General features: G+C 65.3%; 22 protein-coding genes. 14 read left to right on the plus strand and 8 right to left on the minus strand.

Annotation, left to right across the window (positions count from 1 at the left end; genetic code table 11):
* Positions 1–4: 4 nt before the first annotated feature.
* Positions 5–1,813 (minus strand): AMP-dependent synthetase/ligase, encoded by a 1,809-nt coding sequence (locus tag BACI348_RS08595; protein ID WP_159824924.1) that lies wholly within the window; start codon positions 1,811–1,813, stop codon positions 5–7.
* 264 nt (positions 1,814–2,077) lie between these two features.
* Between BACI348_RS08595 and BACI348_RS08600 the strand changes: the two genes are divergently transcribed.
* Positions 2,078–3,082: an ROK family glucokinase gene (locus BACI348_RS08600; protein ID WP_236557686.1), complete on the plus strand. Its 1,005-nt coding sequence runs from the start codon at positions 2,078–2,080 to the stop codon at positions 3,080–3,082.
* Between the two features lie 18 nt (positions 3,083–3,100).
* On the opposite strand, the gene BACI348_RS08605 is transcribed toward BACI348_RS08600, so the two are convergent.
* Genes BACI348_RS08605 through BACI348_RS08615 form a run of 3 tightly spaced genes read right to left on the minus strand, consistent with a single transcriptional unit; the run spans position 3,101 to position 5,254 of the window.
* A complete protein-coding gene (locus tag BACI348_RS08605; RefSeq protein ID WP_159824928.1) occupies positions 3,101–3,667 on the minus strand; it encodes a hypothetical protein in 567 nt (188 codons plus the stop codon).
* A complete protein-coding gene (locus BACI348_RS08610; protein WP_159824930.1) occupies positions 3,654–4,469 on the minus strand; it encodes an alpha/beta hydrolase in 816 nt (271 codons plus the stop codon). Before BACI348_RS08610 ends, BACI348_RS08605 begins: the two co-directional genes overlap by 14 nt.
* Entirely contained in the window at positions 4,466–5,254 is a 789-nt protein-coding gene (locus BACI348_RS08615; protein ID WP_159824932.1) for an alpha/beta hydrolase, read from the minus strand. The genes BACI348_RS08610 and BACI348_RS08615 overlap by 4 nt, the downstream gene beginning before the upstream one ends.
* Positions 5,255–5,365: 111 nt before the next feature.
* Between BACI348_RS08615 and BACI348_RS08620 the strand changes: the two genes are divergently transcribed.
* Together BACI348_RS08620 and BACI348_RS08625 are read left to right on the plus strand one after the other, a co-directional pair.
* Positions 5,366–6,229: a lysophospholipid acyltransferase family protein gene (locus tag BACI348_RS08620; RefSeq protein WP_159824934.1), complete on the plus strand. Its 864-nt coding sequence runs from the start codon at positions 5,366–5,368 to the stop codon at positions 6,227–6,229.
* A 118-nt stretch (positions 6,230–6,347) separates the two neighbouring features.
* On the plus strand, positions 6,348–7,739 hold the full coding sequence (locus tag BACI348_RS08625) for a class II 3-deoxy-7-phosphoheptulonate synthase (RefSeq protein WP_159824936.1): 1,392 nt from the start codon (positions 6,348–6,350) through the stop codon (positions 7,737–7,739).
* Between the two features lie 32 nt (positions 7,740–7,771).
* On the opposite strand, the gene BACI348_RS08630 is transcribed toward BACI348_RS08625, so the two are convergent.
* Positions 7,772–9,865: a Stk1 family PASTA domain-containing Ser/Thr kinase gene (locus BACI348_RS08630; protein WP_159824938.1), complete on the minus strand. Its 2,094-nt coding sequence runs from the start codon at positions 9,863–9,865 to the stop codon at positions 7,772–7,774.
* A gap of 102 nt (positions 9,866–9,967) precedes the next feature.
* Positions 9,968–11,374 carry a lytic transglycosylase domain-containing protein gene (locus tag BACI348_RS08635; RefSeq protein ID WP_159824940.1) on the minus strand — a complete coding sequence of 469 codons (1,407 nt, stop codon included), beginning with the start codon at positions 11,372–11,374 and terminating at the stop codon, positions 9,968–9,970.
* A 244-nt stretch (positions 11,375–11,618) separates the two neighbouring features.
* Here BACI348_RS08635 and BACI348_RS08640 point away from each other — a divergent pair, with 244 nt between their 5' ends.
* On the plus strand, positions 11,619–11,972 hold the full coding sequence (locus tag BACI348_RS08640) for an Rv2175c family DNA-binding protein (protein ID WP_201298402.1): 354 nt from the start codon (positions 11,619–11,621) through the stop codon (positions 11,970–11,972).
* A 23-nt stretch (positions 11,973–11,995) separates the two neighbouring features.
* Here the strand turns inward: BACI348_RS08640 and BACI348_RS08645 are convergent, their stop codons facing one another.
* Together BACI348_RS08645 and BACI348_RS08650 are read right to left on the minus strand one after the other, a co-directional pair.
* Positions 11,996–13,090: a polyprenyl synthetase family protein gene (locus BACI348_RS08645; RefSeq protein WP_159824942.1), complete on the minus strand. Its 1,095-nt coding sequence runs from the start codon at positions 13,088–13,090 to the stop codon at positions 11,996–11,998.
* Complete coding sequence (locus tag BACI348_RS08650; protein WP_159824944.1) at positions 13,087–13,614, minus strand: hypothetical protein; 528 nt, start codon at positions 13,612–13,614, stop codon at positions 13,087–13,089. The genes BACI348_RS08645 and BACI348_RS08650 overlap by 4 nt, the downstream gene beginning before the upstream one ends.
* A 140-nt stretch (positions 13,615–13,754) precedes the next feature.
* Between BACI348_RS08650 and dinB the strand changes: the two genes are divergently transcribed.
* The 10 genes from dinB to murD all read left to right on the plus strand — a co-directional run bounded on the left by dinB (position 13,755) and on the right by murD (position 26,044).
* Complete coding sequence (gene dinB / locus BACI348_RS08655) at positions 13,755–14,912, plus strand: DNA polymerase IV (protein ID WP_159829948.1); 1,158 nt, start codon at positions 13,755–13,757, stop codon at positions 14,910–14,912.
* Positions 14,913–15,198: 286 nt separating this feature from the next.
* The gene (locus BACI348_RS08660; RefSeq protein ID WP_159824946.1) at positions 15,199–15,573 is read left to right on the plus strand and encodes an SCO2097 family morphological protein; all 375 of its coding nucleotides are present in this window, start codon (positions 15,199–15,201) and stop codon (positions 15,571–15,573) included.
* 500 nt (positions 15,574–16,073) lie between these two features.
* Positions 16,074–16,502, plus strand: a complete 429-nt coding sequence (gene mraZ / locus BACI348_RS08665; RefSeq protein ID WP_018763545.1) for a division/cell wall cluster transcriptional repressor MraZ — start codon at positions 16,074–16,076, stop codon at positions 16,500–16,502.
* A gap of 166 nt (positions 16,503–16,668) precedes the next feature.
* A complete protein-coding gene (rsmH, locus tag BACI348_RS08670) occupies positions 16,669–17,661 on the plus strand; it encodes a 16S rRNA (cytosine(1402)-N(4))-methyltransferase RsmH (protein WP_159824948.1) in 993 nt (330 codons plus the stop codon).
* Positions 17,658–18,359, plus strand: coding sequence for a cell division protein FtsL (gene ftsL, locus BACI348_RS08675; protein ID WP_159824950.1), 702 nt, complete (start codon positions 17,658–17,660; stop codon positions 18,357–18,359). The genes rsmH and ftsL overlap by 4 nt, the downstream gene beginning before the upstream one ends.
* A gap of 48 nt (positions 18,360–18,407) precedes the next feature.
* Positions 18,408–20,210, plus strand: coding sequence for a peptidoglycan D,D-transpeptidase FtsI family protein (locus BACI348_RS08680; RefSeq protein ID WP_159824952.1), 1,803 nt, complete (start codon positions 18,408–18,410; stop codon positions 20,208–20,210).
* Positions 20,211–20,277: 67 nt separating this feature from the next.
* Positions 20,278–21,912: a UDP-N-acetylmuramoyl-L-alanyl-D-glutamate--2,6-diaminopimelate ligase gene (locus tag BACI348_RS08685; protein ID WP_236557500.1), complete on the plus strand. Its 1,635-nt coding sequence runs from the start codon at positions 20,278–20,280 to the stop codon at positions 21,910–21,912.
* Positions 21,913–21,918: 6 nt separating this feature from the next.
* Positions 21,919–23,385 (plus strand): UDP-N-acetylmuramoyl-tripeptide--D-alanyl-D-alanine ligase, encoded by a 1,467-nt coding sequence (locus BACI348_RS08690; protein WP_159824956.1) that lies wholly within the window; start codon positions 21,919–21,921, stop codon positions 23,383–23,385.
* Positions 23,382–24,491, plus strand: a complete 1,110-nt coding sequence (gene mraY, locus BACI348_RS08695) for a phospho-N-acetylmuramoyl-pentapeptide-transferase (RefSeq protein ID WP_159824958.1) — start codon at positions 23,382–23,384, stop codon at positions 24,489–24,491. Before BACI348_RS08690 ends, mraY begins: the two co-directional genes overlap by 4 nt.
* Positions 24,473–26,044 (plus strand): UDP-N-acetylmuramoyl-L-alanine--D-glutamate ligase, encoded by a 1,572-nt coding sequence (gene murD / locus BACI348_RS08700; RefSeq protein WP_201298403.1) that lies wholly within the window; start codon positions 24,473–24,475, stop codon positions 26,042–26,044. Before mraY ends, murD begins: the two co-directional genes overlap by 19 nt.

Below are 26,044 nucleotides of genomic sequence, written 5' to 3' on the forward strand. Positions count from 1 at the left end.
GGAGTCAGGAGCGTGGTGCCGCGTACATCTCCTCGATGACGGTCTCGAAGTCCTTCATGACCTGGGCCCGCTTGACCTTCATTGAGGGGGTCAGGTGGCCGGAGGCTTCGGTGAAATCCGCGGGCACGATGCGGAAGGACTTGATGGCCTCAGCCTGCGAGACGGACGAGTTGGCTGCGGTGATCAGGTCCTGGACTGCTGCCCTCACCACCGGGTTGTCCGCAGCCTGCTCCAGCGTCGTGTCCCCGGGCAGTCCGTGGCGCTGCAGCCAACCCGGCAGCGCTTCCTGGTCCAGGGTGACCAGCGCCCCGATGAACGGCCTGTTGTCTCCCACCACCAGCACCTGGGAGACCAGCGCGTCGGCGCGGATCTGGTCCTCGAGCAGCGCGGGGATCACGTTCTTGCCGCCGGCGGTGACGATGATTTCCTTCTTGCGGCCGGTAATCCACACGAAGCCATCCTCGTCGAGGCGGCCGATGTCGCCGGTACGGAACCAGCCGTCGTCGAACGTCTCGCCGGTGAGGTCCTCGCGCTTGTAGTAGCCGCGCATCACGCACACACCCTGGGCGAGAATTTCGCCGTCCTCGGCGATCCTGACAGCGTTCCCCGGCAATGGCTTGCCCACCGACCCGATCTTGATCAGTGACGGCGTGTTGACCGAGATGGGGGCGGTGGTTTCCGTGAGGCCGTAGCCTTCCAGCACCTGCAGGCCGATGCCCTGGAAGAAGTGGCCCAGGCGTTCACCCAGCGGTCCGCCGCCGGAGACCGCGTGGGCAACGTGGCCGCCCATGGCAGCCCGCAGTTTGCCGTACACCAGCTTGTCGAAGAGGGCGTGGCGAAGCTTGAGGCCCAAGCCGACCCGCCCGTTCTGGCGGGCCTTGGAAAAGGCAATGGCGGTATCGGCGGCGCGGTGGAAGATGGCTCCCTTGCCCCCGTCTTCGGCCTTGGTCAGCGCCGAGTTGTACACCTTTTCGAACACGCGGGGCACGGCGAGGATGAAGGTGGGCTCGTAGCTCTGCAGGTCGGAGAGCAGGTTCTTGATGTCCGGGGTGTGCGCCACGGTGGTTCCGGCGGCCATGGCCAGGACAGAGATGAACCGGGCGAAAACGTGGGCCAGCGGCAGGAACATGATGGTTTTGGCGTCCTCGTGCACGATCTCGCCGATGATGGCGAGGGCGTTCTCCGAGAGTTCAACGAAGTTTCCGTGCGTGAGTTCGCAGCCCTTTGGGCGTCCCGTGGTGCCGGAGGTGTAGATGATGGTGGCAACGTCATCCAGGCGGGCAGTGGCGCGGCGTGCCTCAAGGTCGGCATCGCTGACGCCGCGGCCGGCCTCGCGCAGCTGATCGAGCCCGTCGCCTTCGAGCTGCCATACGTGCTGCAGCGCAGTAAGGCCCTCGGCGTTCACTGCCTGGCGGATCACGTTCTCATGGTGGGCAGCTTCGCCGAAGGCTGCCACCGCACCTGAATCGCCGAGGTTCCAGGCCACCTGTGAGGGGGAGGACGTCTCGTAGATGGGAACCGAGACTGCCCCGGCGAACCAGATGGCAAAGTCCACCAGGGCCCATTCGTAACGGGTCCGCGACATGATTCCCACACGGTCACCGGCGGCCACGCCGCTGGCCATGAGCCCCTTGGCGAGGGCTGTGACGTCGGCGAGGAAGTCCGTGGCGGAAATATCCTGCCAGGATCCGGCCGGGTCCAGTCGCGAAAACAGTGATGGATTGCTGGGCTTGGCGGCCTGCCGCAATACCAGGTCCGTGATGTTGGTTTCCGGTGGGACAACAACAAGAGGCGGAACACTGAATTCGCGCACTATAGCTCCTTTGATATCCGAAGACCCGGGCAGGGTATGCCTAAAGACTAGTACGCCTGTACCGGGCCGTGCAGAATCTAAAGTTACTGGTTGGTAACATAGCCGTCAATGCCACGATGCGGACATACAGGCCCGGTACCCGCCCGGGCGGGAGGTGCCCGCCTAGAATGGTTGATTATGTATGCACCGCCCCCCGGCGAACAGGCCGGCCCCCTGCGACGACCAGTTCCATGGAAGCGGCGGCCAACCCCGGGCCGGGCGCGGATGCGGCACGGCGACAGCTTCCGCGAACACCTTCGCCTTGGGCGGCGGGGCCTCGCGATCGGCATCGATATTGGCGGCACCAAGGTGGCTGCGGGCGTCGTGGATGCCGAGGGCAGGATCCTCAGCGAGGCGCGCCGGTCAACGCCCGGAACGGATCCCCGGGCCGTGGAGCAGGTCATCGTTGAACTGGTCGAAGAACTGGGCCGCGGGCACCGGATCTGGTCCGTGGGAATTGGCGCGGCCGGGTGGATGGACCTCGACGGCGGCACGGTGCTTTTCAGTCCGCACCTCGCCTGGCGCAACGAGCCCCTCCGGGACAACCTGCAAAAATTGCTTCGCCGCCCCGTGCTGTTGGCGAACGACGCCGACGCCGCGGCCTGGGCGGAATGGCGCTTTGGCGCCGGTCAGGGTGAAGACCGGCTGGTATGCATCACCCTGGGCACCGGAATCGGCGGCGCCATGGTGATGGACGGCCGGGTGGAGCGCGGCAGGTTCGGCGTGGCAGGAGAATTCGGCCACCAGATCATCATGCCCGGCGGGCACCGGTGCGAGTGCGGAAACCGCGGGTGCTGGGAGCAGTACGCCTCCGGCAACGCGTTGGGACGCGAAGCGCGGATCCTGGCACGGGCCAACTCGCCGGTGGCACAGGAACTCCTGGCAGCCGTGGGCGGACATTCCGAGACGATTACCGGTGCCATCGTCACCGAACTTGCCCTCGCCGGCGACGCTGCCTCACGCGAGCTGCTGGACGAGGTGGGTGAATGGCTCGGGCTGGGGCTGGCCAATCTTGCGGCAGCACTGGATCCGGGCCTGTTCGTCATCGGCGGCGGCCTGTGCTCCGCGGGTGACCTCCTGGTGGAGCCCGCCCGGAAGGCCTTTTCCCGGAACCTGACGGGCCGGGGCTTCCGGCCGGCAGCCGCCATCGATCTGGCGGCGCTGGGACCCAACGCCGGCCTGATCGGCGCAGCCGACCTCTCCAGGGTCAGCAGCAGGCTGCGCGGCTGATGCAGTAGCGGTGCGGCGCTAAACCCGGGCGCCGTCGTCGTTATCGTCTTTTTCCTGCGGCAGCTTCATGATCAGGTAGACCGTCCCCAGGACGAAGACCGCCACGATCCCCACAACGGCCAGCAGCGGTGCCGATCGCCAGAACATGGCAGACAACAGAAGCGCAACGGGCCCGCCCACCGCGGCGAGCCACGCCAGCATTGTCAGCGGATCGGTTCCGGCGAGGCTCGGCGGTTCCTCGGGAATGAACTCGCCTGCGTCCTCCGGCTCCTCATAGTCGCGGGGCCCGGCAGCATTGCCGTCAGCGGCAGGGGCATCCGGGGAACGGCCGGCGGTGGAGGCCTCATGGCGCTCGGCGGCGGACAGCTCGGTGGGCGCCGCCCCCGCAAGGCCCAACGGGTCGAAATCCCGGAACGTTGCTGCCCGGCCCGCGGCCGGTGGCGTTCCGTCATCCTCAGCCGGACCATCTTCCGGGGCGCCGGGTTCGGCGGGGGATTTTCCTTCGAGCCGGGCTACGAGGTCAAGCCAGATCGCGTCGTCCTGGTTGGCGCCCTGGTCCGGGGAGCCGGGGTCAGGCCTGTTCATGGGACGCCTCCTGGCCCGCTGGTGCAGGGGAGACCGAAGCAGGGGCGGCAGCGGAGGCCAGGCCGCGGACAAAGTCCACCGAACCGCGGAAGATCTGTTCCGCATCGTTGTCGAGGGTGGCCACGTGGTAGCTGTTGTCCAGCCGGACCAGCTCCAGGGGCGCATGGGTCAGGCCGCGTCGAAGGGCAACGACGCTGGAGTCGGACACCACGTGGTCCACGGTGGAGCGGTAGACCTGGACGGGCGCGGTGACCCTGGGCAGGAGCCTGATGGTGTCCTTGAACATCTTGTTGAGTTCGTGGGCGGCGGCCACGGGGGTGCGGGGATAGGCTCCCTCGTCCATGCCTTCCTTGAGGATGTCGTTGGCGATGGCAGGTGTGCTTTTCATCACCAGCTTCAGGATGCCGGCGAGCGGTGCGCGGGGGTCGTCGATGACCAGGCCCGGATTCACGAGGACCACCCCGGCCACCGGACGGGTGGCAGCGATCCGCAACGCCAGAGCTCCGCCCATGCTCAGTCCCGCCGCGAAAACGTAGTCACAGTCCGCCTCCAGTTCCAGGTACGCGTCATCAAGGGCGCCGTGCCATTGCTGCCACCGGGTCCGCGCGAGTTCCTGCCAGCTGGTGCCGTGCCCGGGCAGCAGTGGCATCCGGACAGCAAAGCCGGCCGCGGCGAAGGCCTGCGCCCAAGAGCGCAGCCCGTGCGGGCTTCCGGTGAAGCCATGCGAGAGGACCACGCCCACCCTGGGGCCGTCGCCGCTGAAAGGACTGCTGTAGGGGCTGTGGTCCGGGCTGGAGGTCATGGGGTCTCCATTGAGGTTCTCTGGCGGGCGTGGGCGCGGAAAAAGGCGCTGGATTTTGTGAAGATCTCCGGCGCGTCCACGTCCAGCGTAGCCACATGGCCGCTGCTGGCAAGGCTGACCACGTCCGTGAGTTGTTCGCCCAGGCGGTTTCGCAGCACAGCCAGTGATGTGGGCGGGACCACGGCGTCCGTATCGGACTTGAATACCTGCACCGGAGCGGTGATGCCGGTCAGGCCCCGGATGGCTGCGCCGAACAGCTTCTTGAGTTCGTGCACCGCCGAGAGGGGAGTGCGCGAGTAGTCCCCGTCCTCGGTGGCGGCCGCCGTGGGCTGGTCCTCCTGGATGGGGATAGTTGTTTTTTGGATATACTTCAGCACGCCAATAACCCGCACGCGCCGGTCGTAGAAGCTAAGGCCCGGGTTGACCACCGAGACCCCTGCCACCTGGTGCCGCGAGGCAGTGAGCAGCGCGATGGCCCCGCCCATGGACAAACCCGCCACGAAACAGGTGTCCGTGCGCCCCGCCAGGTCCACGTAGGCGGCTTCAAAACTCCTGTACCACTCATTCCACCGGGTCCGGGCAAGCTGTCGCCAGTCCGTGCCGTGGCCTGGGAGCAGGGGAACAGTTACCGCGTATCCCTGTGACGCGAGGTGCTCCGCCCACGGCAAAACGCTCAGTGGGCTGCCGGTGAAGCCATGGCAGATGGCCACGCCGATCCGGGCGTTGGGACCATGGCCGGGGTAGCTGAAAGCGGCAGGACGTGACGGAATGCTGCTTTCGCTCATGACTCCATCGTGTCACTGTTCCCGGCAAATCTCACTAGAGTAGGGTTGCATTGAACTGCTGACCAGGCCCGATGCCGGGCTTGAAGGCTGCCTTCCGGAGAGGTTTCACACGTGTTCTATTGGGTCATGAAACGGATCTTCCTCGGTCCGGTGTTGAAGCTGCTTTTCCGCCCCTGGGTCAAAGGCCTGGACAACATTCCCGCCGAAGGTGCAGCGATCATCGCCTCCAACCACCTTTCGTTTTCGGATTCGATTTTTATGCCTTTGATGGTCCGCCGCCCCGTGGTGTTCCTCGCCAAATCCGAGTACTTCACCGGCACGGGGATCAAGGGCAGGCTGACCGCGCTGTTCTTCCGGCTCACCAACCAGCTGCCCATGGACCGGTCGGGGGGTGCCGCTTCGGAGGCATCACTGAACGCCGGGATGGAGGTCCTCTCCCATGGTGGGCTGCTGGGCATCTACCCGGAGGGAACCCGGAGTCCCGATGCCCGCCTTTACCGTGGAAAGGTGGGCGTTGCCCGGCTCGCGCTCAAGGCCGGCGTCCCCGTGATTCCCGTGGCCATGATCGGCACGGACAAGGTACAGCCCATCGGAAAGCGGCTCCCGAACATACGCCGGATCGGCATGATATTCGGCGAACCGCTGGACTTCAGCCGGTACCGGGAACAGGCCGAAGACCGGGTGGTCCAGAGGCAGGTCACGGACGAAATCATGTTCGAGCTGATGCGCCTCTCGGGGCAGGAGTACGTGGACGAATATGCCGCCGTGGTGAAGCTCCGGCTTGCAGGCAAGCCGGCCGATCCCGAAGCGGCTGCCGAACTGCCCGCATCCCCGGTGCCCGTCCAGGACGGTCCAGCCACACCGGGCATCGGCGCTGCCGGAGATCCGGTGCCGGAGGCGGCGAAGCAGCAGGATACAGGAGAGCACCAGGACGACGGCGGTGCTGCCGCTGCGGGCGGGCATCAGGGCACCTGACAGCCTGCCGGCGACGCCGGAGTCCATGGACTGCAGCCGCCGGATCTGTGACGGCGTGCCCCGGACGCGTGACGTACCGGTGTCCCGGGGGGACCTGCGCTGCGGTTACCCTTAGAAGGTGACTGAGCTATCTGCAAAACCTGCCTTCTCGCTGTCCAGCACCGCCCAGAGCGGAGCGGCCAACTATCCCGGACTCGATAACTGGCGGGACCTTCCCATCTCCCAGCAGCCCAGCTGGCAGGACCGGGATGTGTTTGATGCTTCGGTGAAGGAACTCTCCGTCCTTCCGCCGCTGGTGTTCGCCGGCGAAGTGGACGTCCTGCGCGAACGGCTGGCCGCCGCCGCCCAAGGCAAGGCCTTCCTGCTCCAGGGCGGCGACTGCGCCGAAACCTTCGAAGCGGCCACCGCTGACAAAATCAGCGCCCGGGTCAAGACCATCCTCCAGATGGCCGTCGTCCTGACCTACGGCGCGGCCATGCCCGTCATCAAGATGGGCCGGATGGCCGGCCAGTTCGCCAAGCCGCGCTCGTCCAACGACGAAACCCGCGACGGCGTGACGCTTCCCGCTTACCGTGGCGACATCGTCAACGGCTACGAATTCACCCCCGAGTCCCGGGGCCATGACGCCGCCCGGATGCTCCGGGCGTACCACACGTCAGCGTCCACCCTGAACCTTATCCGCGCCTTCACCCAGGGCGGGTTCGCGGACCTGCGTTCGGTGCACCAGTGGAACAAGGGCTTCACCGAGAATCCAGCCCACGCCCGCTACGAGTCGCTGGCCCGGGATATCGACCGGGCCATCAAGTTCATGGCCTCCTGCGGAGCAGACTTTGAAGCACTTAAGCGGGTTGAATTCTTCGCCAGCCATGAGGCCCTGCTGCTCGACTACGAGCGGGCCCTCACCCGCATTGACTCCCGCACCGGCTTCCCGTACGACACTTCGGCGCACTTCCTCTGGATCGGGGAGCGGACCCGCGAACTGGACCACGCGCACGTCGATTTCCTGTCCCGGGTGCGCAACCCCATCGGTGTGAAGCTGGGCCCGTCCACCACCGGTGACGACGCCCTCCGCCTGATCGACAAACTGGACCCGGAGCGGGAGCCCGGCCGGCTGACCTTCATCACGCGCATGGGTGCCGGCAACATCCGCGAAAAGCTGCCCGCCGTCGTCGAGAAGGTTACTGCTTCGGGTGCGCAGGTGCTCTGGGTCACCGACCCCATGCACGGCAACACCGTCACTTCCCCGAACGGTTACAAGACACGCAACTTCGACGACGTCATCGACGAAGTGCGTGGCTTCTTCGAAGTGCACCACGCGCTGGGGACAGTTCCTGGCGGCCTGCACGTCGAAATGACGGGCGACGACGTTGCCGAATGCCTCGGCGGGGCGGACCCGATCGACCAGGAGGCTTTCCTGGACCGCTACGAGTCAGTCTGCGATCCCCGCTTGAACCACATGCAGTCGCTGGAGATGGCCTTCCTGGTGGCCGGAGCCCTGGCCAAGCACTGATTTCCTGAAAGGTGGTGTGGGCGGAAGTCCGCCTACACCACCGTCAGGGTAACCACTGAACCTTCAGGCACTTCGGTGTCCACCGGGTCCTGGTCCCGGACAGTGCCGAAGAAGCCGCCAAGGATGTTGTTCACCTTGACCTGGAAGCCAAGGGCTTCGAGCGCCTTCCTGGCATCCGCGGCCTGCTTGCCGATAAAGCTCGGTACCTCCACCATCCGCGGGCCCTTCGAGATGGTCAGGGTCACGGTGCCGCCACGGGTGAGCGTCCCGTTCGCGGGGGACTGGCTCACCACGGCGCCCTCGGGAACGTTTTTGTCGAAGACTTCTTCGCCCGCCACGTCAGCCTTCAGCCCGGCTGCCTCGATGGCCTCCACGGCCTCGTCTTCTCCCCGGCCCACCACATTGGGCACCGGAATAGGCTCGGGGCCTTTGGACACAACCAGGTTGACAGCCGTTCCATGCCGCGCCGGTGTTCCGGCGGCGGGGTCCTGGGAGAGGACAACGCCTGCTTCAGCCGTTTCGCTGAACTGCCCGGTGACGGTTCCCAACGTCATCTCTGCGGCGTTGAGGCCGTTTTTCGCTTCGTCAAGGGTGCGGCCCGTCAGTTCCGGCAAGGGGAAGAGCTGGGGTCCCTTGGAGACGAACAGGGAAACCGGCTGGAACTTCCGGATCTCCGAACCGGCAGGGGGCTCGGTCCCCACTACCAGGCCGCTGGGCACGTCATCGTCGAAGACATCCCTGGAGGTGGACTGGAACCCGGCCTTGCTGAGGACATCCTGTGCCTCGGCCACCGTTTTATTGGCCACCGCCGGGATGGCCGCGGCGGCCCCGGGTCCCATGCCGAAGAACCAGCCGGCGCCGGTGGCCAGGAGTGCGGCAATGACCAGGACCACCACCCACAGCACTCCGCGGCGGCGCGGACTGCCCTCACGGAGGCTTCGGACCGGGACGGCGGCGGCCCGGGCGCGTGCTTTGTCCGCTTCCTTGTCGGCCTTCCGCTGCGCCCGCTTGCTCAGCGCGGCCGCAGCCGGGGCAGCGGGCTGCCAGCCTTGGTCCTCATCCGAGTCCGGAGGAGTGAGGTTGTGCCGGTGACCGGGAGCCACCGGGCTTGGCCCTTGGTTTGGTCCCTGGCCGGTGCCCGCGGGCTGCAGCGGCCGGTGAGGGGGCACCGGGGGCCGTCCAAAGGGCATAACGCTCGTCGGATTGTTGCGGCGGGCAATGACTTCGGTGTGGGTCTGGGATTCCATGCCTGCTGCCGCCGGTGGCTGAAGGTCCAGTTCCCGGTCGCTGAGGTTGGTCCTGATGTGGCGCAGTTCCTGAAGCAGCGCAGTTCCGTCGATGGGCCGGTTCTCGGGATCGTTGGCCGTGCACCATTGCACCAGTTCGTCCACTTCTGCGGCCAGGCCGGGGACCAGGGCCGACGGAGGGCCCACCGTCCCGTTGACATGCTGATACGCCACCTGGATGGGGACCTCGCCGGTGAACGGCTGCTGGCCGGTGAGCATCTCATAAAGCATGATGCCCACTGAGTACACGTCACTGCGTGCGTCAGCGGGCTTGCCCAGGACAAGTTCAGGGGAGAGGTACGCTACAGTCCCGAGCAAGGCGCCGGTGCTCGTGGATGTGGTCACGGCCCGCGCGAGTCCGAAGTCGCCGATTTTGATCCTGCCGTCGTCCGCAATCAGGACGTTCTCAGGCTTAACGTCGCGGTGGATGAATCCGGCAGCGTGGGCGGCACCGAGGCCTTCAACCACTGGATCAATCAGTGCCAGGGCAAGCCTGGGCGGAAGAGCCCCTTTGGTGTTGATGACATCGCGGAGCGTGTGGCCTTTGATGTACTCCATCACCAAGTACGCGGTGTGGTGGTCCACGCCCTGGTCCAGCACGCCCACGACGTGGGGGTGGGACAGTCTTGCTGCGGCCTTGGCCTCGCGGCCCAGGCGGCCCAGGAAGTTTTCGTCTGCGGACAGGTGCGGGTGCAACACCTTCAGGGCCACGTCCCGCTCAAGCCGCTGGTCCGTGGCCACGTAAACCGTGGACATTCCGCCACGCGCCAGCCTGGAGCGGACGGCGTACCGGTTGTCCACCAGGGTTCCTACCAGCGGGTCTGACACGTGTTCCTGCACCCTACGATCGTAATCCAGCAATGAAACGGGTCCGAACCCATGCCGGTCCGGACCCGTGTCGACATCGCCTCACCGCCCGGTTCCACGGGACGGCAAGCGGCCTCAGCCGAAGTTCTTCTGGTGCGCCTTGATGGCTTCGACGTAGGTCTTAGTGTCGTCGTACATGCCGTACTTGCTCACCGAGTACTGGCCCTGGTAGTAACCGGCGATGGCCGTGTCCCGGTCCTTGCTGGTGGCCAGCAGTTGGCGGATGATCGCCACTCCGGCAGTTGCGTTGTCATGGGGATCGAGCAGGTTCAGCTTACGGCCCACCAGGTCCGAGGCCCACTGACCGGAGCTGGGAATGACCTGCATGGTTCCGATCGCGTTGGCCGGGGACACCGCGCGCTGGTTGAAACCCGACTCCTGGTACGCGAAGGCGAGGGCCAGTGAAGGCTCAACTCCCATCGCCCGGGCCTTGTCTGCCACAATGCTCTTCATTTCCTCACGGGAGGGAACCGGGGAAGCATTCAGGAGCGCTTTGTTTTCGTTGGCTGAGCTCACCACGGCTGCCGGGTAGGTGAAGCCGAGGAAGGTGCTGGGCACCAGGGGAGTCACCGCGGCGGCCGGCGCCGGCGCCGGCGCCGGCGCCGGCGCCGGCTGGACTGCAGCGCCCGGGAGGGCCAGCTTGTTGCCCGGGTGGATCACCGAGGACATGTTCAGCTGGTTGGCGGAGAGGAGCTCCGAGAGCTTAACGCCGTGGCGGGATGCGATGGCCCACAAGGTGTCGCCAGCCTTGACGGTGTAGGAGCCCGAGGCCGGGGCGGCAGGCGTGGCGGATGCGTTGGCCAGGGCTGCAGCAGGTGCTGCGGGAGCGGGAGCGGGGGCAGCGGGGGCCGTATCGCCTGCACCCACTTTGACCTTCTGCCCGGGGTAGATGATGGAGCGCATGTTGAGGTTGTTCCAGGCGAAGACGTCCGACAGGCTGACGTTGTGCCTCGCCGCGATGGCCCCGAGTGTGTCACCCGGCTTCACGGTGTACGTCGCGCCTGCGCTGGCGGGGGCGGCGGCGGCAGCCGGCTTTGCCGCGGGAGCGGCCGGTGCGTCTGCAGAGCCGGAGAGCTTGATCTTCTGGCCCGGGTAAATGATCGTGTTGGCCTGGAGGTTGTTCAGCTTCAGGATTTCTCCCGTGTTCAGCCCGAACCTGCCCGCGATGGCGCTGATGGTGTCGCCCCGGGCGATGGTGTATTCGGCGGGTGCGGCAGGCTGTGCCGGCTTAAAGGCTGCCGGAATGGCTGTAGAAACGGACGACGCCGGAATAACGGCTGCGGTTGCCTGGGCTACTTGGGCTGCCTGGGCCTTCATGGCCGCTGCGAGGGTTGCCGGGACGGGTCGCGCGGGCTGTTGAGCAGCTGCGGGCTGGGCGAGGGCTAAGGACGATAACACGACCGCTGGCAGCGCTGCCGTCGTGGCAGCAATCATCGGCAGACTCGGTTTCTGGGGCTGCTTCGGCGAGCGGGACATCGTCATGGGAAAGAATCCTCTTCTCAACTGCGGGTGCGCGGGCGGGGATGCCGCGGTTATTTCGATACTACTGTTGCTGCTGTTAATACTGTTACCAAAGTGATGTATGTGAATGTCTCACGGATTCGTAATTAGCACAAGAATTCACGCATTCCCCGCAAGGAGAATCTGCGGAGTGTCCGCAAGTCAACAACTCCCTGTGGAATTTCCCGACTAGGCGCCACGGCGGACTGCGTGGCAACCTTGATCCGTGAGCAATGTAGAAAACCTCGTGGGCGAATGGTTGCCCCTGCCTGATGTCGCCCAACTATTGGACGTTTCCATCACCAAAGTCCACAGCCTGATTGATGATCGGGCGCTGGCCGCCGTGCGCGTGGGGGAGCGGAATATCCGTTCGGTCCCGGCCGAATTCATCCAGGACGGCCAGGTCGTGGACAGCCTCAAGGGCACCATTGTTGTGCTCGCGGACGCAGGCTACTCCGACGAGGACCTTATCATTTGGCTTTTCACGCCGGATGAGTCATTGCGGGGACGGCCCATCGACGCGTTGCGGGAAGGCCGTAAAACCGAAATCAGGCGCAGGGCACAAACTTTGGCCTGGTAATTACCGGGCCTGAACCTGCCGAATCAGGAGGCCCGGCTGACCGTTGCTTCGGCCAGCTTCCGGAGTGCGGTTTTCGGCAGGTCGTCCAGGGGAAGTGTGTCCAGGGCATCGAAGGCGGCGTTGCCGAATTCACTGATCAGGACCTCGGTGGCCTGCAGGGCGCCCGACTCTTCTATGATCCGCCGGATCTCACGGATGTCCTCATCCGTGAGATCCGGGCTGCCCAGCCGGGCATCGATGAATGCCGACTCAGCAGCGGAGGCCTGGTCCAGAGCCAGCGCTACCAGTACCGTGCGCTTGCCCTCCCTCAGGTCGTCGCCCGCCGGCTTGCCGGTCGTCAGCGGATCACCAAAAACACCCAGCACGTCGTCGCGCAGCTGGAACGCCTCACCGAGGGGCAGGGCAAATGCGGAATAGCCGCGGAGCAGTTCGTTCGAGGCTCCGGCAAGGGCGCCGCCCAGGGCCAGCGGATGTTCCGTTGAGTATTTGGCGGACTTGAACCTGATGATGGACTGAGCCCTGCTCACGGCCCCGGCACGGTCGCGGACCGGGCCGGCAACCTCTTCCAGGATGTCCAGGTACTGGCCTGCCATGACTTCGGCCCGCATGAGGTTGAAGATCAGGCGCGCCCGGGTTCCCGCCGCGGCGGGCTCTCCGATGTCCGTGAAGGCTTCCTCGCTGAAGGAAAGGCAGAGGTCACCGGTAAGGATTGCTGCCGCCTGGCCGAAGCGCTCACTGTCCAGTGCCCAGCCGTGGGTGCCGTGCAGTTGGCTGAACCTGCGGTGGACACTGGGGCCGCCCCGCCGGGTGTCCGAGCGGTCGATGATGTCGTCGTGGATGAGCGCTGCGGCCTGGAAAAGTTCCAGGGCCGCTCCTGCCGTCACTACCTGGTGCGCGCCGGACCCGCCCCCCGCGCCGCGCCAGCCCCAGTAGCACATCAGTGCCCGGAGGCGCTTTCCCCCGGTAACCAGGTTGGAGATGGAACCCATGATGGGTTCGATGTCCGGCGAAATAGCGGACATGATGGATTGCCTGGACGTGAGGAAATCAGTCAGTTCGCCGGCTACCGCCGCCACAAAGGCGGCCTGTTCATTCCTTAGCTGCTCCGCCGCCGTCACTTGGCTGACTCAGCTGCCACGTTGGCGCCGATGGTGAACGTCACCACGCCCGCCGCGTCCACCGCGGACAGGTTGACCGTCTCGTTGTCGCCGCGGACAAAGTCCTTGGAAGTGACAGCTCCCACTGACTCGCCCGGAACCGCCTTGAATCCGCGGGCCTCCAGCTCCTTGGTGTAGAAGTCCAGGACAGCAGCGACGGGAGAGCTGATAGTGGCAACCAGGGCGGCCGTCGCAGGCGTCGACGCCTTGTCGAAGCTGCTGGACACCACGGTTGCGCCGGGCATGAGGGGCAGGAGCTGCTGGGGGAAACCCTCGACGACGGCCCCGACAGTAGCGGAGGTGTTCGGCGACGCGGAGGGGCTGGCGGAGGCAGTGATGGTTGACTCCGCGGTTTGCGGCGAGGAAGCGGAAGCGGTGGGACCAGGGGTTCCTGACGGTGTTGGGCTGCACGCAGCGAGGGCCAGTGCTGCCGCGGCTGCGAAAGCGGCCAGGGCTGCTGGCTTGAGTTTTCCAATGTCCGTCACAGGGACTTTCCTCCTGGTGTTGATGCCGGATTCCGCCTCCAGTTTAGTCAGTACAAAGCGATAGGATTGCAGCCGTGGGACCTGTTGGGACGAATGAGCCGGCTGGAGCCGGACTTCGGGCCAGCAGGCGCAAGTGCATCATGCACGTGGATATGGACGCCTTTTTCGTCTCCGTGGAACTTCGCACGCGGCCCGAACTGCGCGGCAAGCCCGTCATCGTCGGCTTCCCGGCGGAGCGCTCAGTGGTCCTGTCGGCCTCCTATGAGGCCAGGGCTTTTGGTGTGAAGTCAGCCATGCCCATGGCGGTGGCCATGCGCATGTGCCCGCAGGCGGTGATCATCGAGCCGCGCCACAAGGTGTACTACGACGTCTCGGCGCAGCTCATGGCGATCTTCGAATCCGTTACCGAGCTCGTGGAACCGCTCAGCGTGGACGAGGCGTTCCTCGACGTGACCGGCGCCATCCGCCGGCTGGGGCCGCCCCGGGTCATCGGCGAATTGATCCGCAGCACGGTCGCGGCGGAGCTGGGCATCACGGCCTCGGTGGGGATTGCGGAAACCAAGTTTGTGGCCAAGATCGCGTCCACCCGCTGCAAGCCGGACGGACTGCTGCTGATCGGGCCCGACCAGACGGTGCCTTACCTCCACAGCCTGCCGGTCGGCGCGCTGTGGGGCATCGGCGCCAAAACAGCTGAAGTCCTGGCCAGGATGGGCATCCGGACGGTGGCGGACGTCGCGGCCACACCGGTCACGTCGCTCCGGAAGATGCTGGGCGCCACCGGCGAGCACGTGCACCAGCTGGCCTGGGGACAGGACCCGCGTCCTGTCACGCCCGTCCGGCTGGAAAAGAGCATCGGCGCCGAAGAAACGTTTGCCGTAGACACGGCCGACGACGCTCTCCTCCACCGCGAGCTGCTCCGCCTCGCACACCGGACGGCCGGCCGGCTGCGGAGTGCGGGAATGGTAGCGCGGACCATCGCCCTGAAGCTGCGCTTCGCTGATTTTTCCACGATCACCCGGAGCCGGACTGTACAGGCGCCCGTTGACAGTGCCCAGCTCATCTATGGGGTTGCGCTGCAGCTCCTGGAAGGCGTGGACCGGCCCATGCCGGTGAGGCTCGTGGGTGTGCGGGCCGAGCAGCTCGAAGACGCAGCCACAACATCGCTTCAGCTCAGTATTGACCGCCGGGATGACAACTGGCGGGCCGCTGAACAGGCCCTTGACCAGGTGGCCCGCAAATTCGGCAATAGATCCGTCCTTCCTGCCCGGCTCCTGGAGCCGGACAGCGGCACCGATTAAGGGCCGGATATGTGCCCCGTATGAGCCCCTCAGAAGTGTCTTCCAAAGTCATTGCCGTCTTTCAGAACGCTCCTCAACAAACTATCCTTATAGGTACAAAGTTTTTGAGTGACTGGACTTACTGCCGGGCTCTCTTGGACATGCTCCCGCTCCGGGTCTGCATGCCTTGGTTTTTGTTTACCGCCGAAGCCGGCGGGTACGGGAACCACCAGGGCATACCAGACGTTATCGGAGCAGGAGTAGTGGCTGGGACCAGCCCGGACGTTGGCCTACAAAGGAGGTCGTGATGCCGCTGTCGGAGCACGAACAGAAGCTGCTTGAGCAGCTGGAGAAGCAGCTTCACGAGGATGATCCAAAGTTCGCGAATTCCATGGGATCGGACCCCGGGCGTTCGTGGTCGACAAGACACGTCGTGATTGGCGTTCTTTGTGCGCTGGCCGGGGTTTTCCTGTTACTCGTTGGTGTCACCCTCCAGAACATCTTCGTTGGTGTCCTCGGTTTTGTTGTGATGGGCGGCGGCGTGTACTTCGCCACCATGCGCAGCAGTTCCCCCGGCGCAAAGGGCTCCAAGTCCGGAGCAGGCAAGTCCGGCAAACAGCGCAGTTCGTTCATGAGCAGTCTCGAGGAACGCTGGGACGAAAGGCGCAGGGGAGAATCCTAGGCCGGCCGCCAGGCTGCAGCGGACGCCCCCGTCCCACCACTTTGCTCCCCGAATGGGGGCGCGCAGCATAAAGACCCGCTACGGCGGGTCTTTTGCTGTTTAAACCCACTCCTGCGGAACTAAATAACGGTGGGGACAAAACGTGGGTGGAGAGCCCCGTGCTGGCCGGGAGCGCTGATGGGGCGTTGCCGTGCTTGCAGGCTCTTTCACCCACAAACTTCATTGAGGACGGACCAGCTGCCGGCCCGCGCATAAGACACCAGGGGTCCCGACTGTCTTTCCCCATGCCGGGCTACTCCAAGGCCAGTGCAGGGAAAGTCCTCCACTTCCCACCACCGCCACAATTCCGCGCCATTTCAGGCTTCCTTTCCCAAAAATTGGGCCCAGGGGGAGACATTCTGCGTTGACTGTGGGGGAAAGTGGAGTAATGTGGAGGACATAAGAGGGTGGTTGCAACATAGGGGATGTGCAGTTCCTGACATCGGACAGGCGGTGGGCCAGTGTTTCTGGGCACGCATTCGCCGCGTCTGGATGAAAAGGGCCGGATCATTCTCCCCGCGAAGTTCCGGGAGGAACTTGCCAGCGGACTGGTCCTCACCAGGGGCCAGGAACGTTGCATCTACGTCTTCAGCGAGAAGGAATTTGCCCGGGTCCACGAGCAAATGCGGGAGGCGCCAATCTCCTCAAAACAGGCGCGGGACTACATCCGCGTCTTTCTCTCTGGAGCCTCGGACGAGGTACCTGACAAGCAGGGGCGTGTGACTATTCCACCGGCGCTCCGGGAGTACGCAGGGCTCGGGAGGGAACTGGCCGTGATTGGTGCCGGAACCCGCGCCGAGATCTGGGATGCCCAGGCTTGGAATGAATACCTCGCGGAGAAGGAAACAGCCTTCTCTGAAACCGATGATCCCATTCCGGGCATTCTGTGACCGGAAAGGAGCAACGGACAGCTTCTTGGTTGGGATCTCCAGCCGGCCCATCAGCCGGCCAACCTGGCTCAACTTCCCCGGAGCCAGGCGGGCAGGACGGTAGGCGCGGATGGGGATCCGGGTCAAGAAGCATCCAGGCATCAGCGACGGCGAGAAAGGACGAGGCATGAACGATCAACCCAAGCCCACGTCCGAACGCCATGTGCCGGTCCTTCGGGACCGGTGCATCAATTTGTTGGCCCCCGGATTCGAGGCGGCCAGGAGCCGCGGCGAAACCCCCATCGCCATTGATGCCACCCTCGGCATGGGTGGCCACTCCGAGGCCATGCTGCAGCGCTTCCCGGACCTGCACCTGATCGGCATCGACCGGGATGAAGAAGCCCTGGCCCTGGCCGGTGCGCGGCTGGCGCCCTTCGAATCACGGACAGACCTCGTCCACGCCGTCTATGACGAAATCGAAGACGTCCTGGCTGACCTCGGCGTCCCGGAGGTTCACGGGATCCTGATGGACCTGGGAGTTTCCTCGCTCCAGCTCGATGAGCGTGAGCGCGGCTTCGCCTATTCCTTCGACGCTCCGCTGGACATGCGGATGGATACCAGCCGCGGCCAGACGGCAGCGGATGTGGTGAACACCTACAGCGAAGAGGAACTCGTCCGGATCATCCGCAAGTGGGGTGAGGAAAAGTTCGCCGGCAGGATCGCCAACAGGATCGTGGCGGCCCGGGCTGTCAAACCCTTCACTACCACCGGCGAACTGGTGGAACAGATCCGCTCGGTTGTTCCGGCCGGCGCTGCCAAATCCGGCGGACACCCCGCCAAGAGAACCTTCCAGGCTTTGCGGATCGAGGTCAACGAGGAACTGGAAGTCCTGGAGCGTGCCGTGCCCGCCGCTGTGGAGGCCACAGCACTGGGAGGCCGGATCGTGGTTATGTCCTACCACTCGCTGGAGGACAAGATCGTCAAGGGTGTCTTCCAGGCCCGATCGAAATCCTCCGCTCCGCTGGGCTTCCCCGTCGAGCTGGAAGAACATAAACCCGAACTTAAAACCCTGACCAAAGGCACTGAGGTGCCAACCGCCGTCGAAATCGCCGAAAACCCCCGCGCTGCCTCAGCAAGGCTCCGCGCGGTGGAACGAATCCGAGCCAGGAGAGCTGAATGAGCACCGCTGCCGTGAAGAACTTTCCCGTTGTTAACGGTTCGGCCGCTAAGCAGCTCCCTGCCGGCTCGCCCGAGGCGCCACGCAGGAGCCGGACACCGCTCTCTCTGGTCCGGACGGTACCCCGCAAGCGCCGCGCGCCCTTTGTGGTGTTGTGCTTCGGCATGCTGGCCGTCGCCCTGATTGCTGTCCTGGTGCTGAACATCTCCGTTTCCACGGCGCAGTACCAGCTGGTGGAGCTGCGCGCCGCGCAGAGCGCCCTGACCAAGCAGAACCAGGACCTCACCCAGCAGGTGCAGAACTTCGAGGCCCCCCAGAATCTCGCAGCACAGGCGACGAAGCTGGGCATGGTGCCATCTACGGTCAAGGGCCAAATCGACCTGTCGACCCTTTCGGTGACCGGCAAGGCCACACCTGCCGTCAAGGACGGCCCCGCCGGTGCAGTCATCCCGGCGCCGGCAGTGCCCGGACAGCTTACCGTGGTACCCCCGCCCAGCAAGAACGAGCCCCTCGAAGCCCGGAAGCCCGTAGAGGACACCCCGGCTCCTGCCGCGGCAGCCCCGGTTGCCGGGGCGGGCGCCACGGCCGGCGCCACGGCCGGTCCAACCCCCGCGCAGACGCCGGCAGCCGCGGCAGTGCCGCCGGTGGAACTGCACGGAGGTTCGGTGCCCGCACCGGAGCAGAAGGTCCCCGGACAGTAATAGGGCAGGTCTGACAGGCAGCAAGGTCGAGCAGCAAGGAATATCGCGGTGGCGCAGAGGACCGGCAAGGCAAGCAGCAGCAAGGTGCCCAACGCCACCAAACGCCTGCGGCTTGGCTTGGGAATCATGCTCACGCTGCTGCTGGTGGTGGGTGGAAAACTCTTCCTGGTCCAAGGGCTGGACGTCGGAGGAATGGCCGAAGCTGCCCTCAACAGCCGGATGAAACAGACCGTGCTTCCCGCCGAGCGCGGCAGCATCCTGGATTCCACCGGCACGGTGCTGGCCAACAGTGTCATCCGCTACAACGTGGTGGTGGACCAACGGGTCAACACTAAAACCGAGACGTTCAAGCGCCTGGAACCGGTGGACGGCAAGGACAAGCTGGTAGACGTCAGCCGGGACCAGGGGCTCAGCGAACTGGCCTCCGCCCTGGGCATGGAGAAGGACGCCATCCGTGAAGCCGTTACCGGCCAGCAGCCCTATTACATCGTGGCCAAGGACGTGAAGCCCGACGTTGAGGACCGCATCTCCAAGCTTCAGATTCCCGGCATCGTCACCGAAGGCGTCAGCAAGCGTGTGTACCCCAACGGTTCGGTGGCGGGCGGCATCATCGGTTTCCTGCAGGACGGGAACACCGGCCAGGCCGGCATCGAACAGACCCAGGACGGGCTGCTGAAAGGTACTGACGGCAAGCGACTGTTCGAAATCGGTGCCGACGGGCTGCGTATCCCTGTGGGCATGGACGAACTGACCCCGCCACAGGACGGCAAGGACGTCAAGCTCACCATCAACTCCGACCTGCAGTACTTCGCCCAGCAGGCCATCCAAAGCCAGACCGACAAGCTCAGTGCCGAGTGGGGCGTCATCATCGTCATGGACGTCAAGACCGGAAATCTGGTGGCGATGGCCGACACCAACGCTCCCGATCCCAATGACCCCGGCCGGGTTGCCGCCAAGGACCGCGGTGTCCGTGCCGTCACCGCCGCCTATGAGCCAGGGTCAGTCGAGAAGATGCTGACGGCAGCGGCTCTGATCGAGGAAGGCAAGGCCAACCCGCTCAGCGAGTACACCTTGCCGCCGTCGTACACGGTGGACGGCCAGACCTTCAGCGACTCCTTCTCCCACGGCACCGAAAAGCGCACCCTCGCCGGTATCCTCGGCTATTCGATGAACACGGGCACAGTCATGGCCGGCCAGCAGTTGAGCAAAGAGCAGCGTTACGACTGGCTCAAGAAGTTCGGCATCGGCGAGGCCCCGGACATCGGACTTCCCGCCGAAGCTTCGGGCATCCTCACACCGTGGCAGCAGTGGGATGGCCGCCAGGAATACACAGTATTGTTCGGGCAGGGCGTGTCGCAGTCCACACTTCAGACTGTGCGGGCGTTCCAGTCCGTTGCCAACAACGGCGTGATGCTCCAGCCCCGCCTGATCGACTCCTATATCTCTCCGGACGGCACCGAGGAGAAGGTGCCGGCTGCGGAGCCCAGGCAGGTGGTCTCGGAGAATACGGCCCAGCAGGTCCAGGACATCCTGGAAAGCGCCGTTACCGAGGGGCAGATCAAGGACGCCGGGATCGACGGTTACCGGGTTGGGGCAAAGACGGGCACCTCGGAGTCGCCGTGCGACGACGGCAAGTCCGGCTTCTGCGGCTACACCGCCTCCATGGTGGGAATGGCACCGATGGATGATCCGCGGTTTATTGTGGAGGTGGTACTCCAGAGGCCCAAGGGCAGCATTTACGGGATTACCAACGGGCCGGTCTTCCGGTCGGTCATGAGCCAGGCGCTGCGCACCTACAACGTCCAGCCGTCCACGGGCGAACCGGCCCGGCTGCCCCAGTTCGCCAAGTAGCATTCCCGCGCAGAGGACCACCACCGGTCCACCCATGCCGGGCACGACTAGCACCATCGGAGATTCCGTGTCAGAGATCAACCCGCCCCACCACCGCGCCGTCCCGGAGGGACCGGCCGGCCAGGGCCGATTCCGCCCGTCAACTGTGGAGCCGGTCCGGCTGGCAAGCATCGCCGAAGCGGTAGGTGTTGCAGTTCCCGGCGCGGCAGCAGAGGTGGAAGTCACTGGTATTTCCTTGAACTCGCGGTCCGTGGAACCGGGGGACCTCTACGTCGCGCTGCCCGGCGCCACCAGGCATGGCGCAGACTTCGTGCCGCAGGCCATCGACGCCGGAGCCGCAGCGGTTCTTACCGACGACGCCGGTGCAAAGCTGCTGGCACTGTCCGCGGACACCCCGGTGCCCGTGGTGATCGTGGAGTCGCCGCGGAATGTCGTGGGCCCGCTCTCCGCCCTGATCTACCGCAGCCAGCCGGGCACGGGGCAGCCCCAGTTGTTTGGCGTCACGGGCACCAACGGCAAGACCACCACCACCTACTTCATCAACTCGCTGCTGCGCGCCCTGGGCCGCACCACCGGGTTGATCGGCACCATCGAGATCCATGCCGGCGGGGACCCGATTCCCAGCCTCCTCACCACGCCGGAATCCACCGACGTGCACGCACTGCTCGCACTGATGCGCGAGCGGGGCCTGGCGGCCGCCGCCATGGAGGTCTCCTCCCACGCCATCTCCTTCCAGCGCGTGGACGGGGTCCTGTTCGATGTTGCCGGGTTCACCAACCTCACCCAGGACCACCTGGACCTGCACCTCACCATGGAGGACTACTTCGCCACCAAAGCGGAGCTTTTTACCCCGGGCCGCGCCCGCGCCGCGGTAGTGACGGTCGACGACGAATGGGGCCTTCAGCTTGCCGGCAGCACGAGTGTGCCGGTCACCACCCTCAGCACCACCGCAGGAGCGCCGGCGGACTGGACCGTCACGGAAACGGCCCCACGGGGGCTCGGCACGGATTCCACGCTGAGTGGACCCGGCGGCGCGCAGCTCCGCGTCCACACCGGTCTGCCCGGCAGCTTCAATGTGGCCAACGCGGCGCTTGCGGCAATTATGGTTCTGGCGGCAGGAGTTGACACAGCAACCTTGCAAGCGGCCCTGGACGGGTCGGATCCCTTCACCGTGGCGGTCCCCGGGCGTATGCAGCTGGTATCAACGGCACCCGCGGCAATAGTCGACTTCGCCCACAACACCGACGCCCTGGCCAGGGCCCTGGAGGCGGTGCGGTCGCCGGAAACGGACTCGAACCTCATTGTGGTGTTCGGCGCCACCGGCCAGCGCGACCAGGGTAAACGTCCTGCCATGGGCGCCATCGCCGCCCGGCTTGCCGAGGTCGTCATCATCACCGATGACGACCCCCACGACGAAGACCCGGCCGCCATCCGTGCTGATGTCCTGGCCGGAGCCCGGGAAGCGCAGGAAAAGGAGTCCCTGTCCTGCGAAATCCTGGAGGTCTTTCCCCGTGCTGACGCCATCCGCCGCGCCGTTGAACTGGCCCGCCCGCAGGACATCATCCTCGTGGCCGGCCGGGGCCACGAAGTCTGGCAGGAAGTGAAAGGCGTCAACCTTGCCCTGGACGACAGGGTAGAGCTGCGCACCGCCTTGACAGCCAGGGGATTCAACGTTCTCCAAGACGACCGGATAGAGTCCTAGACCGAGATGATTGCTTTTACTGCGGCGGAGATCGCCGAAATCACTAACGGGCGCCTGGACGCCGATCCCGGAATCACGCCTCTTTCGGTGGTTACGGACTCCCGCGAAGCCACACCCGGTGCGCTCTACGTCGCAAAGCCGGGCGAAAACGCGGACGGTCACGACTTCGTGCCCGCCGCGTTCGCCGCCGGCGCCAGCCTTGCCTTGGTTGAGCGTCCCGTCACGGCGGCGGACGGAACCAGCTACCCCGCTGTGCTGGTTCCTGACGCGGTCCTGGCGATGGGCGCGCTGGCTGCCGAGGCCGTGCGCCGGATCCGCGCTGCCCGCGCCGAACAGGGGAGCGACTTGACCGTTGTGGGAATTACAGGTTCAGCCGGGAAAACCACCACCAAGGACCTCCTCGCCGGGATTCTGTCCACGCAGGGCAACACCGTGGCGCCGCAGGGTTCCTATAACGGTGAAATCGGCGTGCCCCTCACCGTTTTCCGCGCCGGAACCGACACCCGCTTCCTCGTCATCGAGATGGGTGCCACGGGCGTCGGGCACATCCGCTACCTCGCGGACATGGTCAAACCCGACATCGGGGTGGTGCTGGCCGTGGGGACGGCCCACGCCGGCGAGTTCGGCGGAGTGGAGAACATTGCCCTGGCCAAGGGTGAGCTGGTCGAAGCGCTTGCTCCCGGCGGCACCGCCATCATCAATCTCGACGACGACCGGGTGGCCGCCATGCGTGTCCGCACCTCGGCAAAAGTACTGGGGTTCTCCGCGGAAGGCCGCGCCGATGCGGCCGTGAAGGCACTGAACGCCGACACCAACGCGGGAGGCAACCCCGAGTTCGACCTCCAGCTTCCGGACGGCGGGGCCGGGCTCCACGTCAGCAGCCGCCTTATCGGCGCACACCATGTGGGCAACCTGCTGGCCGCCGCCGCCGCAGCCTGGGCCGCAGGGGTTTCCGGTCAGGACATCGCCTCCTCACTCAGCAGCCAGGCCGCCGCGAGCCGGTGGCGGATGGAGCGCACCGAACGGCCGGACGGCGTCACCATCATCAACGACGCCTACAACGCCAACCCCGAATCCATGCGCGCCGCCCTGCGGACCCTCGCGGACCTCGGCCGCGGCCGCCGCACGTGGGCGGTGCTGGGCGCCATGCTGGAGCTCGGCGAGGATTCCATCCGGGAGCACACAGCCGTGGGCACCCAGGTGGTCCGGCTCAACATCTCACGCCTGGTGGTGGTGGGCCGCGAAGCACGTGCCCTCTACGTCTCTGCCGTCCAGGAGGGCTCCTGGGGCGATGAATGCCTCTTCGCCGAAAACGTGGATGAGGCCTATGACGTCCTAAACGCCGAGCTTGAACCGGGCGACCTGGTGCTGTTCAAGTCCTCGAACAGCGTGGGGCTGCGCCATTTGGGTGATCGGATAGCATTACCCCCACAAACCCCTCAACCGGCCGATGAAAGGAGCACTCTGCTGTGATTGCACTTTTGATCGGCGCCGGCCTGGCCCTTTTATGCGCATTGGTGGGGACACCGCTCTTCATCCGGCTGCTGGTCCGCCGCGGCTACGGACAGTTCATCCGGGATGACGGTCCCACCTCGCACCACACCAAGCGCGGCACACCCACCATGGGCGGCACCGTGGTGGTGGCATCCGTGCTGCTGAGCTACGGACTCACCCACCTCATCATGATGATGGTGAACCCGGCATCTTCCGGACCGTCCGCCTCCGCCCTGATCCTGCTCTTCCTAATGGTGGGGATGGGGCTGGTGGGCTTCCTGGACGACTTCATCAAAATCTCCAGGCAGCGAAGCCTTGGCCTGGATGCCAAGGCAAAGCTGATCCTGCAGGGAGCCGTGGGCATCATCTTCGCCGTGCTTGCGTTGAACTTCCCCAACAGCGCCGGTGTTACGCCGGCATCCACCAAGATTTCCCTGGTCCGGGACCTCCCCTGGCTGGACCTGGCATTCGGAGGAACCGTCCTGGGGGCCATCCTCTTTGTGGTGTGGTCCAACCTGATCGTCACCGCCGCCACCAACGGCGTGAACCTCACGGACGGCCTTGACGGGCTCGCCGCCGGCGCCTCAGTCATGGTCTTTGGCGCCTACACGCTGATGGGAATCTGGCAGAACACCCAGGCTTGCGGCTCACCGCGCGAGACCGGCAGCGGATGCTATTCCGTCCGTGATCCACTGGACCTGGCACTGCTGGCAGCCATCCTGAGCGCGGCCCTGGTGGGCTTCCTTTGGTGGAACACCTCGCCGGCAAAGATCTTTATGGGTGACACCGGATCGCTGGCCATTGGCGGCGCGATCGCCGGCTTCGCCATCCTGTCCCGGACCGAACTGCTGCTGGGAATCATCGGCGGGTTGTTCGTGCTGATCACCCTCTCCGTCATCATCCAGGTGGGCTACTTCAAGGCCACCGGCGGTAAACGCGTTTTCAAGATGGCGCCGCTCCAGCACCACTTCGAACTGAAGGGCTGGGCCGAAGTAACGGTGGTGGTCCGGTTCTGGATCCTCGGCGGGCTCTTCGTTGCCATGGGCCTTGGCATCTTCTACGCAGAATGGGTTGTGCTGCTGTGACCGTTTCCCCCCGCCTCGAAAACCTCGTCACATGGGACTCCGACTGGTCCGGCCTGCGCGTGGTGGTGACCGGCATCGGCGTCTCCGGATTTGCCGCAGCCGACACCCTGATCGAACTGGGCGCCCGGGTGGTGGTGGTTGACGCCGCCACCTCCGAGACCGCTAAGGCCCACGCCGACACCCTGAAGATCGTCGGCGCAGCCGATGTCCTGCTGGGCGAGGACGCCGTCACCCGCATCCCCAGGATCGACGGCGAACTGCCCGAACTGATAGTCACCTCACCGGGCTGGCGTCCGGACCAGGCCCTGCTCGCCGCCGCTGCCCGCGCCCACATCCCGGTGTGGGGAGATGTGGAACTCGCCTGGCGGGTACGGGTCCGGGAAGGCCGCAAAACCGCCGACTGGCTAGCCATCACCGGCACCAACGGCAAGACCACTACGGTTGGCCTCACCGAGTCCATGCTCCGGGCCGCCGGCCTGAAGGCCATCGCCGTGGGCAATGTGGGAACACCCATCCTCGACGCCCTTCGCGACCCGGTGGACTACGACGTCTTCGCCGTCGAGCTCTCCAGCTTCCAGCTGCACTGGGCGCACTCGCTCTCACCCGTGGCCAGTGTCTGCCTCAACGTTGCCGAAGACCACGTTGACTGGCACGGCTCCTACGAGTCCTACCTGGCGGACAAGGCGAAGGTCTACGAGCATACGCAGAAAGCCTGCATCTACAACGCCGAGCAGATCGAAACCGAACGTATGGTGGAAAACGCCGACGTTGTGGAAGGTTGCCGCGCGGTGGGTTTCACTACCGTCACTCCCGCCATCAGCATGCTCGGCGTGGTGGAGGGACTGCTCGTTGACCGGGCCTTTATCGCCGAACGCAAGGACAGTGCCGCGGAACTGGCCTCCATCAACGACCTCGGCAGGTTCGCGCCCCGCCATATGGTGGCCAACGCCCTGGCAGCCGCCGGTCTGGTGCGCGCCTATGGTGTGGAAACCACGGCGGTGCGGAAGGGAATCCTGGACTACATCCCCGGAGACCACCGCATCCAGCCGGTAGCACGCCACAACGGCGTTCTGTGGGTCAACGACTCCAAGGCCACCAACCCGCATGCGGCTTCGGCTTCACTGGCCACCTTCAGCAATGTCATCTGGATTGCCGGCGGCCTCTCCAAGGGAGTCACCTACGACGACCTGATCCGTGAGCATGGCCAGCGGCTCAAGGCCGTGGTGCTCATCGGAAGGGATACCTCCGCGTTGAACGAGGCCCTCCAGCGACACGCGCCGGATGTCCCGGTGATCGTCCCGGGCACGGGTGAAACTGAAGATGTGCAGACTGCCGCAGCGTCTCGTGCCGTCCCGGCGAATTCCTCCGGTGAAACGGTGATGGCCGGTGCCGTGGCGTCAGCAGCACGACTCGCTGCATCCGGCGATACCGTGCTGATGGCTCCGGCAGCTGCTTCCATGGATCAGTTCTCTTCCTATGCTCACCGTGGTGACACTTTCATCGAAGCTGTCCGCGAGCTGGTGGAAGGGCAGGCCCAGACCGGCGAGGAGTAA

The sequence above is a fragment of the Arthrobacter sp. 9AX genome (assembly GCF_902506095.1).
Taxonomy (GTDB): Bacteria; Actinomycetota; Actinomycetes; order Actinomycetales; family Micrococcaceae; genus Arthrobacter.

What these genes read in the sequence shown, in the direction of transcription:
- BACI348_RS08600 (WP_236557686.1), top strand. Translation starts at nt 2,078, where the DNA reads ATGCGGCACGGCGACAGCTTCCGCGAACACCTTCGCCTTGGGCGGCGG.
- BACI348_RS08605 (WP_159824928.1), bottom strand. Translation starts at nt 3,667, where the DNA reads ATGAACAGGCCTGACCCCGGCTCCCCGGACCAGGGCGCCAACCAGGAC.
- BACI348_RS08610 (WP_159824930.1), bottom strand. Translation starts at nt 4,469, where the DNA reads ATGACCTCCAGCCCGGACCACAGCCCCTACAGCAGTCCTTTCAGCGGC.
- BACI348_RS08615 (WP_159824932.1), bottom strand. Translation starts at nt 5,254, where the DNA reads ATGAGCGAAAGCAGCATTCCGTCACGTCCTGCCGCTTTCAGCTACCCC.
- BACI348_RS08635 (WP_159824940.1), bottom strand. Translation starts at nt 11,374, where the DNA reads ATGACGATGTCCCGCTCGCCGAAGCAGCCCCAGAAACCGAGTCTGCCG.
- dinB (WP_159829948.1), top strand. Translation starts at nt 13,755, where the DNA reads ATGCACGTGGATATGGACGCCTTTTTCGTCTCCGTGGAACTTCGCACG.
- BACI348_RS08660 (WP_159824946.1), top strand. Translation starts at nt 15,199, where the DNA reads ATGCCGCTGTCGGAGCACGAACAGAAGCTGCTTGAGCAGCTGGAGAAG.
- rsmH (WP_159824948.1), top strand. Translation starts at nt 16,669, where the DNA reads ATGAACGATCAACCCAAGCCCACGTCCGAACGCCATGTGCCGGTCCTT.
- ftsL (WP_159824950.1), top strand. Translation starts at nt 17,658, where the DNA reads ATGAGCACCGCTGCCGTGAAGAACTTTCCCGTTGTTAACGGTTCGGCC.
- BACI348_RS08690 (WP_159824956.1), top strand. Translation starts at nt 21,919, where the DNA reads ATGATTGCTTTTACTGCGGCGGAGATCGCCGAAATCACTAACGGGCGC.
- murD (WP_201298403.1), top strand. Translation starts at nt 24,473, where the DNA reads ATGGGTTGTGCTGCTGTGACCGTTTCCCCCCGCCTCGAAAACCTCGTC.